General features: G+C 41.5%; 14 protein-coding genes and 1 tRNA gene. All 15 read left to right on the top strand.

The window, feature by feature from the left end; translation table 11 throughout:
• The first annotated feature begins 244 nt into the window (after positions 1-244).
• The 15 genes from mfd (at position 245) to tilS (ending at position 17,423) form a co-directional block, all read left to right on the top strand.
• Entirely contained in the window at positions 245-3,784 is a 3,540-nt protein-coding gene (gene mfd, locus ACOZ9X_RS20640; protein ID WP_423419758.1) for a transcription-repair coupling factor, read from the top strand.
• A 141-nt stretch (positions 3,785-3,925) separates the two neighbouring features.
• The gene (gene spoVT / locus ACOZ9X_RS20635) at positions 3,926-4,462 is read left to right on the top strand and encodes a stage V sporulation protein T (protein ID WP_423419757.1); all 537 of its coding nucleotides are present in this window, start codon (positions 3,926-3,928) and stop codon (positions 4,460-4,462) included.
• A gap of 210 nt (positions 4,463-4,672) precedes the next feature.
• Entirely contained in the window at positions 4,673-6,259 is a 1,587-nt protein-coding gene (locus ACOZ9X_RS20630; protein ID WP_423419756.1) for a putative polysaccharide biosynthesis protein, read from the top strand.
• Positions 6,259-7,701, top strand: a complete 1,443-nt coding sequence (gene mazG / locus ACOZ9X_RS20625; protein WP_423419755.1) for a nucleoside triphosphate pyrophosphohydrolase — start codon at positions 6,259-6,261, stop codon at positions 7,699-7,701. Before ACOZ9X_RS20630 ends, mazG begins: the two co-directional genes overlap by 1 nt.
• A 127-nt stretch (positions 7,702-7,828) precedes the next feature.
• The gene (locus ACOZ9X_RS20620) at positions 7,829-8,101 is read left to right on the top strand and encodes an HU family DNA-binding protein (RefSeq protein ID WP_066238167.1); all 273 of its coding nucleotides are present in this window, start codon (positions 7,829-7,831) and stop codon (positions 8,099-8,101) included.
• A 2-nt stretch (positions 8,102-8,103) separates the two neighbouring features.
• On the top strand, positions 8,104-8,370 hold the full coding sequence (locus ACOZ9X_RS20615; RefSeq protein WP_423419754.1) for an RNA-binding S4 domain-containing protein: 267 nt from the start codon (positions 8,104-8,106) through the stop codon (positions 8,368-8,370).
• A 177-nt stretch (positions 8,371-8,547) separates the two neighbouring features.
• On the top strand, positions 8,548-8,856 hold the full coding sequence (gene yabP / locus ACOZ9X_RS20610) for a sporulation protein YabP (protein WP_066390532.1): 309 nt from the start codon (positions 8,548-8,550) through the stop codon (positions 8,854-8,856).
• Positions 8,853-9,452 carry a spore cortex biosynthesis protein YabQ gene (gene yabQ / locus ACOZ9X_RS20605; protein ID WP_423419753.1) on the top strand — a complete coding sequence of 200 codons (600 nt, stop codon included), beginning with the start codon at positions 8,853-8,855 and terminating at the stop codon, positions 9,450-9,452. The genes yabP and yabQ overlap by 4 nt, the downstream gene beginning before the upstream one ends.
• A gap of 20 nt (positions 9,453-9,472) precedes the next feature.
• On the top strand, positions 9,473-9,832 hold the full coding sequence (locus ACOZ9X_RS20600; RefSeq protein WP_205724260.1) for an FtsB family cell division protein: 360 nt from the start codon (positions 9,473-9,475) through the stop codon (positions 9,830-9,832).
• Positions 9,833-9,923: 91 nt separating this feature from the next.
• Entirely contained in the window at positions 9,924-10,367 is a 444-nt protein-coding gene (locus tag ACOZ9X_RS20595) for a S1 domain-containing RNA-binding protein (protein WP_066390538.1), read from the top strand.
• A gap of 409 nt (positions 10,368-10,776) precedes the next feature.
• Positions 10,777-10,853: transfer RNA gene (locus tag ACOZ9X_RS20590), tRNA-Met, on the top strand.
• A gap of 316 nt (positions 10,854-11,169) precedes the next feature.
• Complete coding sequence (gene spoIIE, locus ACOZ9X_RS20585) at positions 11,170-13,665, top strand: stage II sporulation protein E (RefSeq protein WP_423419752.1); 2,496 nt, start codon at positions 11,170-11,172, stop codon at positions 13,663-13,665.
• 264 nt (positions 13,666-13,929) lie between these two features.
• Positions 13,930-14,682 (top strand): vWA domain-containing protein, encoded by a 753-nt coding sequence (locus tag ACOZ9X_RS20580; protein ID WP_144704837.1) that lies wholly within the window; start codon positions 13,930-13,932, stop codon positions 14,680-14,682.
• Complete coding sequence (locus tag ACOZ9X_RS20575; protein WP_423419751.1) at positions 14,645-15,616, top strand: serine/threonine protein kinase; 972 nt, start codon at positions 14,645-14,647, stop codon at positions 15,614-15,616. The genes ACOZ9X_RS20580 and ACOZ9X_RS20575 overlap by 38 nt, the downstream gene beginning before the upstream one ends.
• Positions 15,617-16,040: 424 nt before the next feature.
• Positions 16,041-17,423: a tRNA lysidine(34) synthetase TilS gene (gene tilS / locus ACOZ9X_RS20570; RefSeq protein WP_423419778.1), complete on the top strand. Its 1,383-nt coding sequence runs from the start codon at positions 16,041-16,043 to the stop codon at positions 17,421-17,423.
• The last annotated feature ends 7 nt before the right edge of the window (positions 17,424-17,430 follow it).

The following is a 17,430-nucleotide window of genomic DNA, read 5'->3' as shown; positions in this document are numbered from 1 at the left end:
ATGTTTTTGAAAGTAGTTGATTTCCGTTTCAGATGCTCGCTTTCCGTGGGGCAGGCGGTGAGCCCCCTGCCGCGTTGCGCCGTTAAGGGTCTCACCTGACCGCTTGTCCCACAGGAGTCTCCCATCTTACTCTACAATCAACTGATCAATGAAGGGTTTCTACTGATTTATCCGATAGCCAAAATTTTTAAAGATCACTATTTATAGAACCAACGACTAGCTCTTGTGAGAGGGGGAGTAAGAAATGCTTGGATTAAAGAAATATTTTAGTCAGGGAGAAGACTTGAAATCCATAATGGATGGCATTAATGGAGGATTAAAAGAACAACTCGTTGCTGGTCTTTCAGGCTCTGCTCGAACGATGCTGATCAGCAGTCTTCACGAGAATACAGGTAAACCTCAACTCGTTGTCACCCATAATCTATTTCAAGCACAAAAACTTTATGAAGATCTAACTTCTCTTTTATCTGAAGATGAAGTTTATTTATATCCTGTAAATGACCTCATTTCATCTGAGATGGCTATATCGAGTCCTGAATTGAAAAGCCAAAGAATCGAGGCTTTAAATCAGCTGAGTCGATCTTTTAAAGGTGTCATCATCACGCCGGTTGCAGGGCTAAGACGATATTTGCCACCCGTTGAGGTGTGGAAAAAAGCAGGCCTTGCTTTTCAGGTAGGAGAAGATATCGATTCGGATGAAATCTTGAAAAAATTAGTTGCGATGGGTTATGAACGATCATCGATGGTTCAAACACCCGGAGAATTCAGTGTGCGTGGTGGAATTATAGATATATATCCTCTTACTGAAAAGAACCCTGTTCGAATCGAGCTTTTTGACACAGAGATTGACTCTATTCGATTCTTTGAAGCAGAAACACAACGTTCTCAGGATAAGGTAAAGGCCATTTCTATTGCACCAGCTGAAGAACTCATTCTTTTTGATGAACATTATAACAACGCTGCAGACCGCATAGATGCAAAGTTGGCATCTACTTTAAAAAATATTAAAGATGATGCACTTAAAGAAACACTAGTTGAAAATATCAGCTATGAAACAGGAAGATTGCGTGAAAAGCAGCAGTTTCAAAGCATGTATAAATACGCATCTCTCTTTTACGATGAACCGGCGAGCCTTTTGCAATACATTTCACCTAACAGTTTAGTGGTTATGGATGAGATCGGCCGCATTCAAGAAACGAGCCAGCAGCTCGATAAAGAAGAAGCAGAATGGCAGACGGCACTCCTTGAGCATGGAGAGCTGGTACAGGACCTTACGATTTCACCTGATACCAATGGTTTGCTTGGTGATAAAAAGGCGTTCCCTATTATCTATCTATCATTGTTCTTAAGACATGTTCCTCATACACAGCCTCAAAATATTTTGAACGTAGAATGTAAGAGCATGCAGAATTTCCACGGTCAGATGAATGTTTTAAAAGGGGAGATGGACCGTTGGAAGAAGCTTGGATTTGCGATCGTTTTTGTAGCGATGAACAAAGAGCGGGCGAATCGATTAGAGCGTGTACTTGCAGATTATGAGATGGATGCAGGTATCATTGCGGCGGATCAGAACATTCAGCCGAAAACGAGTCAGATCTTACTTGGAGACCTTGGAAGTGGATTTGAATCTGTTAAGCAAAAGCTTGTTGTTATCACAGAGGAAGAAGTATTTACGAAAAAAGCAAAACGTCCTGCACGAAAACAGAAGATGACGAATGCAGAGCGCATCAAGAGCTATTCTGAACTAAAAGTAGGCGATTATGTCGTTCACGTGAATCACGGGATCGGTAAGTACTTAGGGATTGAAACGCTTGAGATCAAAGGCGTTCATAAAGATTACCTGCATATTAAATATTCCGGAAATGATAAGCTGTATGTCCCGGTTGAACAGATCGACCAAGTTCAAAAATATGTAGGATCTGAAGGCAAAGAACCTAAGATTTACTCTCTTGGCGGCAGTGATTGGAAGAAAGTGAAGAGCAGAGTCAAATCGTCTGTTCAAGATATTGCAGATGATCTCATCAAGCTTTATGCAGAGCGTGAGGCGAGCAGAGGATATGCTTTTGCTGAAGATGGTGCAGAACAGAGTGAGTTTGAGGGAAGCTTTCCTTATCAAGAAACGGACGACCAGCTTCGTGCCATTGAAGAGATCAAAAAAGACATGGAGAGTGTCCGTCCGATGGACCGTCTTCTTTGTGGAGATGTGGGTTACGGAAAAACGGAAGTGGCGATTCGTGCTGCGTTTAAAGCCATCATGGGCGGTAAGCAGGTAGCATTCCTTGTTCCTACTACAATCTTAGCTCAGCAGCATTTTGAAACGTTTCGTGAGCGGTTTTCCGAGTTTCCCATCACGATTGGAAGTTTAAGTCGTTTTCGATCTAAAAAAGAGCAAAATGAAGTGCTGAAAGGCTTAAAAGCAGGGACGGTCGATATTGCAATCGGAACACATCGTCTACTTTCTAAAGATGTTCAATATAAAGATCTAGGCTTGCTCATCATCGATGAAGAGCAGCGTTTTGGTGTTACTCATAAAGAAAAGATCAAAACACTAAAATCTAATGTGGATGTACTTACGTTAACGGCAACGCCTATACCGCGTACACTTCATATGTCGATGCTAGGTGTTCGCGATCTATCTGTTATTGAAACACCTCCTGAGAATCGTTTCCCTGTCCAGACGTATGTAATGGACTATAATGGTTCGCTCGTTCGAGAAGCGATCGAACGAGAGATGGGGCGCGGTGGTCAAGTATACTTCTTATACAACCGAGTTGATTCGATCGAACGAATGGCAGAGCAAATCTCGATGCTTGTTCCTGATTGCCGTGTTGCTTATGCTCACGGTCAGATGTCTGAGAATGAACTGGAAAGTGTCATGCTGGAGTTTTTAGAAGGAAACTATGATGTGTTAGTATCTACTACGATCATTGAGACGGGTGTGGACATTCCTAATGTAAACACATTAATCGTGTACGATGCGGATAAGATGGGACTCTCCCAGCTTTACCAGTTAAGAGGACGTGTTGGTCGTTCAAACCGTGTCGCTTATGCGTATTTCACGTATCAACGAGATAAAGTACTAACAGAAGTTGCGGAAAAACGTCTGCAAGCGATTAAAGAATTTACCGAGTTAGGATCAGGGTTTAAGATCGCGATGCGAGACCTTTCTATTCGTGGTGCGGGTAACCTCTTGGGTGCCCAGCAACATGGATTCATCGACTCGGTAGGTTTCGATCTATACTCACAGATGCTTGAAGAAGCGATTCAAGAAAGAAAAGGTAACAAACCTAAAGAAGTGGAAGAAGACGTTGACCTTAACATTGAGGTGGACGCTTACATTCCGACGAATTATATCGGTGACGAAAAGCAGAAGATCGAGATGTACAAACACGTACGTGCGGCAAAAGCTTTAAAAGATATATCCGACTTACAAGAGGAATTTGTTGATCGTTTCGGTGACTATCCAGTAGAGGTGGAATGTTTACTTTTAGTGGCGGGCATTAAACTCCGCGCCAAGCGAGAAGGCGTTAAGTTGATCGAACAAAAGCAGGACACGGTTAACATGATTCTAAACGAGAAGACGACTTCATCGCTTGATGGCGGAAAGATGTTCGAGATTGCCAATAAAATCGGCCGACATGTAAATCTTGGCATGCAGGGTAACCTCATGAAAGTGATTATTAACAGAAAACGAGTAAAAGATTTAGATCTGTTGAAACAGATCGACCTTTTCCTAAAAGAAATGAAGCATGCTAGGAAAGAAAAGACAACAAATACACCATAAATTATAATAACCCTCTCTTTCGTGAATAGAACAGGAGATGTAACAAATAATAAACCTAGGAAATGGAACATTCTTTCAGTGAAGGAACCATTTTGTTACATCAGTGATTCATCATCATCCGAAAGAGAGGGCATTATCTATATGAAAGCAACTGGTATCGTTCGACGTATTGATGACCTCGGGCGCGTTGTCATTCCAAAAGAAATCCGCAGAACACTTCGGATTCGTGAGGGAGACCCGCTTGAGATCTTTGTAGACAGAGATGGAGAGGTCATTTTAAAAAAATATTCTCCAATCAATGAGCTTGGTGATTTTGCAAAAGAATATGCAGAAAGCCTTGCAGACAGTACAGGTCATGTTGTGTTAATTGCTGACCGTGATACATACATTGCGGTAGCTGGCGGATCCAAGAAAGATTATCACAATAAAAGCATCGGTAAAGTAGTAGAAGCTTCTATGAGTGACAGAAAGACGTTAGTAGAGCCGAACGGAACGGAAGCTGAGCTGATCGATGGGATCAAAGAAAACACTTCTCACGTGATCGCGCCGATCATCGCAGGTGGAGACCCGATCGGAGCTGTTGTTATGGTAGGTAAAGAAGGAAAGAAGCTTACAGAACTTGAGCAAAAACTTGCTGAAACTGCAGCTGGATTTTTAGCAAGACAGATGGAGCAATAAGAAAGAGCGATTCATGCTCTTTCTTTTTTTTGCGCTGTTGGAATGAGTTGTCCTCCTTGTCGTTCTCTTTACGGCACAAGCGGAGAATCGCATATCGCAGGGCGATATACACGGACTATGGTATAATACCTTGAATTATGTTCATCCAAAAAGAATGTGTCGACAATTGTCGTCCCGGGAAATATTAATGTTATAAATTTTGAGGTACTTATGAAAACAAAGAACTATTCCGTGTGGGAAGGGGCTATGCTGCTGACTGCAGCTGCCATTATCGTAAAATTACTCAGCGTCGTATATCGGATTCCGTATCAGAATATGACAGGTGATTTTGGTTTTTATGTATTTCAGCAAGCCTATCCGTTTTATGCGATAGCCGTCGCTATTGCCTTCACAGGTTTTCCGATGGCTCTGTCAAAAATGATCGTATCAGTGAAAAACAATGACGATCATTTGATCAAAACTGCGGCGTGGACTTCTGTTATGTTAGGTTTAGTATCGTTCTTATTCTTATTTTTAGCGGCGCCATTTATCGCAGAATGGATGGGAGACAGGCGTCTAGAACTGCCGATTAAAGTGATATCTGTTCTTTTTCTTTTTATTCCGCTTTCCGCCTTTTTTAGGGGAACCTATCAGGGGTTCGGTGACATGCAACTGACTGCAGTTTCGCAGTTGATCGAACAGACTATAAGAGTTTCAGGCATTCTACTTTTATCTTATTATTTTGTCTCAAAAGGATATTCCAGCTATGAAACAGGAGCAGCGGCACTCTCAGGATCGGTTATGGGTGCAATCGCATCAGGCTTGTTTCTTCTTTATTTTTGGAGAAAAGGTGTAGCGAACCGATATAGCTCTCAAGCAAAATTTAGATTTTTATATGCCGCAGAGCTGTTAAAAACGAGCATCTATTTGTCATTAAGCGCACTGATTTTAGCGTTGATGCAGCTCGTTGATGCTTTTCTTTTCGTTAACGTTTGGATAGAAAGCGGCATGGAGGCTTATGACGCGAAACTACTGAAAGGTGTGTTTGACCGTGGTCAACCCCTACTTCAGTTAGGAACCGTGTTAGCCGCATCTGTAGCACTTGCTGTTGTGCCGGAGATGGCGTCACTCGCAGCAGAAAAGAAACAAAAAGAGATTCGAACGCTTGCCAAGCTCTCTGTGAAAATTTCTATCATTTTTGGCGGGGCAGCAGCAATCGGGCTTATCTTTATTATGAAACACCTCAATGTTATGCTGTTTAAAAATGATGATGGATCGCTTGCTCTTGCAATCCTCTGTATTTCAATTATTTTTGTATCCATCATCTATACGACCACAGGACTTTTACAAGGAATCGGTCATGGTCGGTTTGCGGCATATACCGTTCTTATCGCGGTATTGATAAAAATTATTGGCAACTTGCTGCTCATTCCTTCTTTCGGTATGGAAGGAGCAGCCGGGTCTACCGTTCTGGCCACCATGGCTGCGGCAATCGCACAATTGATGAAGCTTCAATTCGTTACGAAGTTTCTAACCGGAAGCAGAAAAAGAACACCCCTTACATTATTCATCTCTCTGTTATTGATGGGTGCCGGTGTATGGACATGGATTCATATGACGGAAAACTATATATTCAAAGCAGATACTCGCTTTGATGCGATGCTGATCAGTATCAGTGCTTCATGTATTGGTGCAGTGATCTATATTCTCTGTATCTTGGTATTTAAAGTATTTTCTCAAAATGAATGGAACTCGGTCTTTCATTCTATAGGTTTTATTCAAAAAGTGTTTAAACGTCTTAAAAAAAGGAGACCATGATGACGAAGAAGATTACGATTATCGGGTTAGGTGCAGGAGATTTAGACCAGATGACACTTGGCATCTACCGCATGTTAGAATCAGCTGAAAAAGTTTACGTACGTACGATTCATCACCCATCGATCGAAGAATTAATGAAACAAGGAAAGCAATTTGTCGCGTTTGATGAAATCTATGAAAAACATGATCAGTTTGAACCAGTGTACGAAGAAATTGCCGAAACCCTATTTAAACAAGCTGAGGTAGAAGATCATGTCCTTTATGCTGTGCCAGGCCACCCGTTAGTTGCGGAGCAAGCGGTGCAGATTCTTCTTCATAAGAGTGAGAGTAGAGGAATTGAGGTTGCGGTAGCTGGCGGAAAGAGTTTCCTGGATGAGATGTATACAGCACTCAAGATTGACCCGATTGAAGGCTGCCAGATTCTTGATGGAACTTCATTAAAAAAAGATGAGGTTCAGATCAGACATCACCTTGTTATCGTGCAAGTGTACGACAACTTTATCGCTTCAGAAGTAAAGCTAACCTTGATGGATAAGTATCCTGATGATTATGAAGTAACGATCGTTACAGCAGCAGGCAGTGCTGAGGAGTCTATGAAAGTAGTACCGCTATATGAGTTAGATCAGTCTGTTACATTGAATAATTTAACTGCCGTGTATGTTCCTCCGGTAAAAGAAGAAGAACTGTTGTACAGAGACTTTGCGTTTTTAAAGAACGTCATTGCTCGACTACGCGGTCCTGGAGGCTGTCCGTGGGATCAGAAACAAACGCATGTGACGTTAAAGAAGTATTTGATCGAAGAAGCTTATGAAGTGTTAGAGGCGATTGATGAAGAAGACGATGATGCTCTGGCTGAAGAATTAGGCGATGTGCTGCTTCAAGTTCTGCTTCACGCGCAGATTGGTGAAGATGAAGGCTTCTTTGTTCTAGAAGATGTGATCGAAACGTTAACCGAAAAGATGATCCGCCGTCATCCGCACGTTTTTAGCGATGTTTCTGCAGAAGATGCAGATCAGGTTGTAGCGAATTGGGATGCGATTAAATCACAAGAAGCAGGAAAAGAAGATCGTGATTCATTATTAGATGGCGTACCAAAGGGAATTCCAGCTATCCAAAAAGCATTTCTTTATCAAAAAAAGGCAGCAAAAGTTGGCTTCGACTGGAAAGAAGTTGAACCGGTAGTCGATAAGATCTTAGAAGAATTAAGAGAGTTTCAAGAAGCCGAGGGCGATGAACAGCAAAAAGAATTAGGAGATCTGTTGTTCTCTGTTGTGAATCTAGCCCGTTTCTACAAGATTGATCCGGAAGAAGCTCTAAATGAAACAAACCGTAAATTTAAGAAGCGTTTCAATTACATCGAGCAGGAACTCAAGAAGCAAAGTCTGTCTTTTGAGGACGTCACTTTAGAAGAAATGGACCGTCTTTGGAACGAGGCAAAATAATTTTTTTTTCAACAAAGAAGGATTATAGTGAAAAATAGAGAATATTTTCTCGAGAAATATCATGAAACCCTTAATTATAGGGGGTTTCTAGCGAAATCTTTGATAGAAACTTTAGGAGGTAATTAAAATGAACAAAAATGAATTGGTAACAAATATCTCAGAAAAGTCAGGACTTACTAAGAAAGACGTAGAAACAGTCGTTAATGGCGTAATCGATGAAATCACTTCTGCTCTAAAAGACGGAGACAAAGTACAGTTTGTTGGATTCGGAACTTTCGAAACTCGTGAGCGTTCTAGCCGTACTGGCCGCAACCCTCAAACAGGTAAAGAAATTCAAATTCCAGCAGCAACTGTTCCGGCATTTAAAGCAGGAAACAAGCTGAAAGAAGCTGTTAAGTAAGCATGCGCTTAGATAAATTTCTGAAAGTCTCGCGCCTGATCAAGCGGAGAACCGTGGCGAAAGAGATTTCAGATCAAGGGCGTATCTCCATTAACGGATTGCAAGCGAAGGCTTCCTCTGATGTAAAAGTAGGGGACGAGCTTGCGATACGTTTTGGTCAAAAGCTTGTGAAAGTTAAGATCAACGAGCTTAAAGATATGACAAAAAAAGAGGACGCGGATAACATGTATACCGTCCTCGAAGAAAACCGCATCGAAACGACTGAGTAAAGAACCTGATTTTTTCAGGTTCTTTTCTTTTTTTAGCGAAAATTGTTTAACACTTACGAAATCTTGTTATATACGAGTAGGTTTGTAAGAGTCGTTTTAAAGGAAAGGTTTTCGTACAGCTTGTTCTATTCTCTTTTGATGTTTCATACATTTGTATGGAATAGAGGAGGGGAATGTATGGACCAACGATATGATCTGAATGGATATAATCAAAAAGTGAGCACACCAAACCATGATGTAAGAATGATAGGAAGAAAGAATTTAGAGATCACGGGTGTAAAGCAAGTTGAAAGTTTTGATAATGAAGAATTCTTGCTTGAGACAACAATGGGCTTTTTAGCGATTCGCGGGACAAACTTGAAGATGAAGAATCTTGATGTGGAATCAGGTGTTGTAAATATTGAAGGAAAAGTATTCGATCTCGTTTACCTCGACCAGCAGACCGGTGAAAAAACTAAAGGCTTCTTCGGCAAGCTGTTCAAATGACCTTAACCGTACAGTTTGAAACGATGCTCTCTATGGTCCTCATGGGTATATGGATCGGAATGGCTGTCGATACGTACAGCCGATTCATTCATGAGAAGCGAAAGTGGCATTGGCTCCATTTCTTAAACGATCTGATGTTTTGGTTGGTACAGGCTTTGCTGGTCTTTTATGTTCTTCTACACGTGAATCACGCGGAGATTCGATTTTATATTTTTATTGCTCTCATTTGCGGATATGCGGCGTACCGAGCACTCTTTGAACGAATCTATAAAAAGATACTTGAGTGGATGGTATCAGCGGTCACCTCACTTTTTCGTTTTTTATACCGTTTACTTAACTCTTTAATCGTTATGCCGATAAAATGGTTAATTATGCTCATATCCGCTATTCTTTTATATGTACTTAACATCTTGCGGAAAATTATTATGGTACTATTCATGATTCTTTTTTCTCCTTTTAAGTGGGTTGGAAGACTCATATGGCGTTTCATACCAAAGCAAAAATGGTATAATTTAAAAGAGAAATATTCAAAATTAGCAGGGTTTTTCATTTCTGCGAAGAATAAAGTCAGCAATTGGAAGGGAAAAAAGAAGTAAAGGAGGGGAACAGCGAACAAATGCGCCAGAAAAAAATAACAGAGATTCACTCACAATACATCCAGAATAAAGAGCGTCATGAGCAAGTGATCGCTAAACGTAAGCGTGGTTTATACAGGCGCTTAACGGGGGCTTTTATCGTATTTTCCTTTTTTGCTTTTTTAATTATTACGGGTATTGCAGAACAGCTCTCCCTTTTAAATGAAAAACAGACGGAACAAAAAGAATTAAGCGATGAATACAAAGCTCTTTTAGAAGAAAAGGCACAACTTAAAGATGAAGTGAATAAACTAAAAGACGAAGAATACATTGGAGAAATCGCCAGACGCGACTTTTTTATGTCAAAACCTGGTGAAACAATTTTTAAACTTCCAGAATAAAGCATTAAGCGTAGATTGACACGCAGATTTTTTCGATTGTATAATAAGTAATGATATCTTAGGAGATTTTTTAAGGAGGAGCATTTTTTGCATGTCAATTGAAGTAGGCAGCAAGTTGCAAGGTAAAGTTACTGGGATTACTCATTTTGGAGCGTTTGTAGAGCTGCCAGGGGGTACAACAGGACTCGTGCATATTAGCGAAGTTGCGGATAATTACGTAAAGGACATCAACGAATTTCTTAAAGTTGGTGATCAAGTCGAAGTTAAGGTTATGAGCGTCGAAAAGGACGGGAAGATCGGTTTATCTATCAAGAAAGCAAAAGAAAATGTTGCATCTGCTAGTAGACCAGCTCCTGCAAGAGGCGGATTTAACAAATCTCGCAAAGGTCCTAACCGAGGCGGTAACAACCATTCAACAGCATTATCTTTTGAGGATAAGATGAACAAATTCCTTAAAGATAGTGAAGATCGACTCACTACTTTAAAGCGTAGTACTGAATCAAAAAGAGGTGGCCGCGGCGGCCGAAGAGGATAATTGTTGCATTTTTAATGCTCATTCATCTATATATATGGCTAGCACTCTATTCTTTAAGAATAGAGTGCTTTTTTGTTTGTTGTTAGCTGTTATTCTTTGTGTCAGTATGCTATCGTTTAAGATAATAAAGGTCTTTTTCTAAAAGATTGTTGCTTTCAAATCCTTTTCTCCTTTGATAGTTGATTGGAGTGCAAGGTGCGAGACTCCTACGGGACGAGCGGTCAGGTGGAGACTCCTAATGGCGCAAAGCGGCAGGAGGCTCACCGCACGCCCCGTGGAAAGCGAGCGACCTGGAGCGGAAATCAACTCCTTTCAAGAGTAAGACAAAAAACTTTTTCGACAAATTTTCAAAGAACCGTTGACAGAGTACCCGGATAGATGTAATATACTACTTGTGTCTTTTACAAATGGCGGTGTAGCTCAGCTGGCTAGAGCGTACGGTTCATACCCGTGAGGTCGTGGGTTCGACTCCCTCCGCCGCTACCATTTTTAATTTTGACATCTACATACAAACGTTCAAGAGTATCCGTCAGCGGGTACTCTTTTTTTGTTTCTATCCCCATCAAAATCATTTTAAACATCTATCATTTTATATTTTTCTTCATAATTCTCCTTAATAACTTCAAAAATGAAACTTCCTCTTCTCTTTTTGTAAGAATGTTGTAAGCTTTTGCTCTTCTTTCGTGAAATAGTGGAGAAGTCCGTCGATAAGTTTTTAAAACTTAAACTGCTCTTTTGACAAAATCTTTGTTCTAAACCTGTTTATAATGGTTACACAAATTGGAAACGGGTGGTGTATGGGATGTGGCAGAAAGTAGAACAAGAGGTACTCGAACCGATCAGAGGAATGATCTGGGTAGAAAAAGGTCAGCAGGCAGTAACGAAGACGAGTAAGAGATGGCTTCAGATTTTGAACCAGAGCATTTTTAACTGGAGAATGCTGTTGTTTGGAATTGGTTTTTTGTTAGGACGAGCTATGATTCTAGCTGAGATGTCTCCCTTTGCTTTACCATTTGCGGCTAGTGTGTTCGTTTTGAGAAAAGAAAGAACAGGTATTGCTGTCTTTGCGATCTTGGCAGGAGCGATGTCGCATCAACCGATGAACGCTTTGTTCTTTATCAGTGCCTTACTCGTATATGCTAGTCTTCAAAAAGGAGCAGACCTGTTCATAAAGAATCGTATGCAAAGTCTTCCGCTCTTGGTTTTCGGTTCTTCCTTAATCACGCGAACCGTGTTCTCTATGTTTGGTGAAGGAGGATTAGAGCGTGTCGATACGATGCTCGCGCTAGTTGAAGGAGGACTAAGCTTAGTCCTTACGTTAATCTTCTTACAAAGCATACCGTTATTAACGAATAAAAAGATTCCACAGTCGTTAAAAAACGAAGAGATCGTTTGCTTGATGATCCTTCTTGCTTCTGTCATGACCGGCACGATCGGCTGGCAGATCAATGATGTAGCAGTAGAACATGTTGTTTCACGTTACTTAGTATTGTTGTTTGCTTTTGTAGGAGGCGCTGCGATCGGTTCTACTGTTGGTGTTGTTACAGGTCTGATCCTCAGTCTCGCGCAAGTGGCAAGCCTTTCTCAGATGAGCCTATTAGCATTCTCTGGACTGCTTGGTGGTCTTTTGAAAGAGGGTAAACGATTTGGGGTAAGTCTCGGGCTTATCATCGGAACCGTTATGATCGGTTTATATGGTGAGGGAAGGTCTGAAATTACATCCACATTGATGGAGTCAGGGTTTGCTGTTCTGCTCTTCCTTCTAACACCGAAGACTGCGATCAGCAATATTTCAAAATATGTACCAGGTACAAGAGAACATTCCATGCATCAACAGCAATATTTGAAGAAGATTCGCGACGTAACCGCGAGTCGTGTTGAGCGATTCTCAAGCCTCTTCCAAGCTCTATCCCATTCGTTTCAATCCGTAGGTTCCACTTTAAATGAGGAAGAGAGCACACGTGAAGTGGATCTTTTCTTAAGCAACATTACAGAAAAAACGTGCCAGACTTGTTTTAAGAAAGAGCAGTGTTGGGCACAGAACTTCACAACGACTTACGACCTGATGACAAGGCTCATGGTCGAACAAGAAGATTATAGTGATATTAAGGATCGAAAATTAAAACGAGAATGGGAAAAGCATTGCATCAAGCCTGAAAAGATAACCGATCTTATGAATAAAGAACTAACGCAATATCGAGCTTCTCAAAAATTGAAGATACAAGTGCAAGAAAGCCGTCGTTTAGTAGCTGATCAATTGATGGGTGTTTCACAAGTGATGGGCGATTTTGCAAAAGAGATACAGCGGGAACAAGAGAACCATCAAATCCAAGAAGAACAGATCAAAGACTCTTTGGCTCAAGCAGGAATTGATGTTGGCCATGTGGATATTTACAGTCTAGAAACGTCTAATGTCGATATTGAAATGACGATTCCTTCTTGCAACGACTCCGGGATCGCTGAGAAGCTTATCGCGCCGATCTTATCCGACATATTGGAAGAGACGATTCTCGTGACGCATGAAGATTGCGCAAACTATCCGAGTGGCTTCTGTCATCTCTCTTTTCATTCAGCAAGAGAATATGTGGTTGAAACAGGAATTGCCTCAGCAGCTAAAGGGGGAGCGTGGCTTTCGGGGGATAGCCATTCGACGATAGAGATCGGCGCTGGGAAGTTCGCTGTTGCGATTGCAGATGGAATGGGTAACGGAGAACGAGCGTTCATTGAAAGCAATGAAACGCTTCAGCTTCTGCAAAAAATTCTTCAGTCTGGTATTGAAGAAGAAGTGGCTATTAAGTCAGTTAACTCTGTGCTCTCGTTGCGTACAACAGATGAAATATTTTCTACGCTGGACCTTGCGATGATCGATCTGCAAGATGCTTCTGCTAAATTCTTAAAGATTGGTTCAACGCCAAGCTTTATTAAACGCGGAGACCAGATCAAAACAGTGGAAGCGAGCAACCTGCCGATGGGCATCATTCGAGATTTTGATGTTGACGTTGTTGATGAACAGCTGAAAGCAGGAGATATCCTCATCATGATGAGTGATGGAATCTACGAAGCTCCACGTCATATCGAAAATATAGATGCGTGGCTGAAGCGAAAGATCAGAGAGATCGATACAGAAGATCCGCAAGAGATAGCAGATCTGATCATGGAAGAGGTGATTCGTTCAGGAAATAACGGAATCGAGGATGATATGACGGTCGCTGTAACAAAGATCGAAAAGAACATTCCAAAGTGGGCAACTGTTCCTCAATATCCGAAAGTCGCGATCAATCGAAAGAAAGCTCAATAGTTTATGAGAATAAGAGGTCGTTCTTTTCTTTGGAAAAGAGCGGTCTTTTTTGTTTGTAGTCGTTCGCTGTTGTGAGTGGACAGTATTTTTCCAGAAGTGGACATTAATTAGTGAAGACTGGACAGTATTTATGTAGAAGTGGACAGTATTCCCGCTCCGACTTCATTTAGTGATTATGTTTCGCGGTCTTTCTTGCGTATAAACCATTCCATTCTTGACGAAGATGGTAATAGTTAAAATTCGTACTTGAGAGGGGTTAGCGTTATGCGAAACAAAGGAACGCTGCGTCAAATTTTACTGATTACAGATGGATGCTCGAATCAAGGTGAAGATCCGATCGCAATGGCGGCACTTGCTAACGAACAAGGAATAGCTGTAAACGTCATTGGCGTACTGAATGAGAATGCACCAGAGTATCATAGACAAGGTTTAAAAGAAGTAGAAGAGATCGCGATGGCCGGCGGTGGCATAAGTCAGGTAGTCTATACGAAACAACTTGCACAAACGGTGAAAATGGTCACTCAAAAAGCAATGGCCCAAACGATAAAAGGTGTTGTTAATGCTGAACTGCAACAGATACTTGGAAGTCAGTCTACCATGGAAGATCTTCCGCCAGACAAAAGAGGAGAAGTCATTGAAGTTGTCGATGAGATGGGAGAGACTATGAACCTTGAGATCTTAGTGTTGATTGACGCTTCGGGATCAATGGAAGACAAGATGTTAACGGTTCAAGAGTCTCTGCTTGATCTATCCATCTCGTTGAACTCGAGAATAGGAGATAATGAATTTGCACTCTATGTTTTTCCGGGCAAAAGAACAGAGGCAGAAGAACTTTTAAACTGGTCGTCAAAACTTGAATCGATCGGCAAAACATTTTCAAAGATTTCACTTGGCGGGATCACACCGACAGGTCCTGCGATAAAAGAGGCTATAGCGGCTTTTGGCCGTAAACGATCGTCAAAAAGGAGATTCTTGTCCGATGATGCCCCAGGATATACGAACGAGTCCGGTATGTAACTTAGCAGTTGGTGATGAAATACGCGGTAAGTGGAATCATTCCAGATATCGGATCCGGCGCCGTTTAGGGTATGGAGCAACCGGTGCCGTCTACTTAGCTGATTCGGATCGAGGGGTGGTCGCACTTAAGATCGGGCATGATCAGATGTCAATTACATCTGAGGTCAATGTGCTGAAGCGTTTTTCTAAGGTCCAGGGGAAAGTCCTTGGACCTTCTTTAATCGATGTCGATGACTGGGTGACGAAAACTGCCACATATCCCTTTTATGCGATGGAATATTTAAAAGGAGAGACACTCTTTGATTTTATGAAGACAAAGTCTCCTGAATGGGCAGGTATTTTACTCGTACAGTTACTAACAGATCTTCATACCCTTCATCAGGCGGGATGGGCGTTCGGTGATTTGAAACCTGACAATCTGCTTGTGACGGGCCCACCTTACCGGATCCGCTGGATCGATGTTGGAGGAACGACTGTGATGGACAGGTCGATCAAAGAATACACAGAATTCTATGACCGAGGATATTGGAGTAAAGGAACAAGAAAAGCTGAGCCATCGTATGATCTGTTCTCAGCGGGGATGGTGATGGTGAATCTAGCATATCCTTCACGCTTTACGAAAAACGGAGATCCCGATAAACAGTTTCAGTCTAAAATAACAGGCAGCCCGATGCTTAAGCCATACGCGCCTATCTTACAAAAAGCATGGAACGGCAAATACCGCAGTGCAGAAGAGATGAGAAACGAGCTCGTTCTGTTATTGAACGCTAATGATAAAGCCAGATCTCCTCAAACACAGAGGAATTCAACACAAAAACCAGCATCAAGACAAGCGCAAAAGAAAAAGAAAAGCAATTTTATCGTAGAAACATTTTTAGTCTTCACGTTTGTTTTCGTTGTGTACTTTTTTTACATGCTCGGTCAAACGATGTAAATAGTGTTCGTTCCTGCAATTCTTTGTTATGATTTTAAAAGGCATTTTCGTAGAACTGCGTTTGCTCTTGGAAGTGGTTGCTTTCCGTTACAGGTTGCTCGCTTTCCGGGGGGCGTGCGTTGAGCCTCTTAGCGCTATGCGCTTATAAGAGTCTCCCCTGTCCCGCTTTAAGAAAGTATTCTTGCTCCTGCGTCTACAAGTTATGCTATCGAAGTGAGATTCCTCGTCGCATGCCTTGCGAGAAGTTTCTCATGTGGCAGGCACGCACTCTGCACTTCAATCAACTTGTCATTGAAGAAACCAAATGAACAATCTAACAGAGAAGAACTTATTTACATTCAGCCTATTCTTTGGGGTTAACAAGTCCAACGAAAACAAGCCTTATTAAAAACGGAAAATGAAGGAGCGGTTCACGTTGCAGGAAGTGGAGAATTTTATTAAAAGACACCAGCTTCTTTCGGCTCCTCAAACTGTAGTGATCGGTGTTTCCGGAGGACCAGATTCTTTGGCTTTGCTGCATTTTTTATGGAGAAGGTCTTCTTATTACAAAATTAAGATCGTCGCTGCCTCATTCGATCATCGCTTAAGAGGTGACGAGTCGGCATCAGAACTCGCGTTTGTTAAGAGCTTTTGTGATGAGCGGAATATTACTTTTGAAGGTGATAGCGCAGATGTTGCAAGCTATCAAGCGGAACATAATTTGTCTTTACAAGCCGCTGCTAGAATCTGTCGATACAATTTTTTCGAGAACGTGATGAAAAAACACCGTGCAGAGGCGCTCGCTTTGGCGCATCATGGCGACGATCAAGTGGAAACGATGCTCATGAGGATGACGAGGGGAAGCGAAGGATTTAGTTCCGCTGGCATCCCGGTGAAACGTCCTTTTGCTACAGGTAAAATAATTCGTCCTTTTTTAGGAATAACAAAAGACCAAATCGAGCATTATTGTAAAGTAGAAAACCTGTTTCCCGTTTATGATTCAAGCAATGAAAGTGATAAATATGTTCGGAATCGCTTCAGAAAAAAAATTCTGCCTTTTTTAAAACAGGAAAACCCTAACGTGCATGAAAGATTTCAGTATTTAAGTGAAACTATTTCCGAAGATGAAGCGTATATATTAAAACTGGCTGAAATAGAGTTAGAAAAGGTTTTAATCAGGCGGACAGAGGGGAAAATAGAGTTATCTGTATCTGCTTTTAACAAGATGCCTATTCCTTTACAAAAAAGAGGGATTACACTAATATTGAACTATCTGTATAAAATTAATCCTTCATCTCTTTCCTCTGTACATAAGGAAAACTTTCTTAGTTTGCTCGGAAGTGAGCATCCGTCCGGAATGTTGCATTTTCCGTCAGGTTTAGTAGTTAGCCGAACTTATGACAGATGTTTGTTAAGTTTTGAGCATATCGTCAAAAATGAGGAAGGGTCTTATGACTTTTCACTAGAGCTGCCCGGTTATGTAGAACTGCCGAATGGACGTATAACTGCTGAAATAACAGATTGTGAACCCGCTTTACAAAGAGGAAAAGATGTTTTTGTGTTTTCAATGAAAGAGGTTGATCTCCCGTTACGAGTTCGCACCCGAAAACCAGGTGACCGGATGGCGATTGCCGGCGTCGGTTCTCGGAAATTAAAAGATATATTTATTGATGCTAAAGTGCCGCAGGAAGAAAGAAACGTTTGGCCGGTTGTTGTTGATGCAAACGGTAAGATTATTTGGCTTCCAGGGCTAAAACACATTAGACGTCATCAAATAGATCCATCAGAACTTTGGGTTATCCTACGCTTTCATAAAAAATCGCCATGACGTCTAG

Origin of the sequence: Fictibacillus nanhaiensis, assembly GCF_049537595.1 — a bacterium.
Taxonomy (GTDB): Bacteria; Bacillota; Bacilli; order Bacillales; family Fictibacillaceae; genus Fictibacillus; species Fictibacillus nanhaiensis_F.
This window is presented reverse-complemented; position numbering and strand designations above follow the sequence as displayed.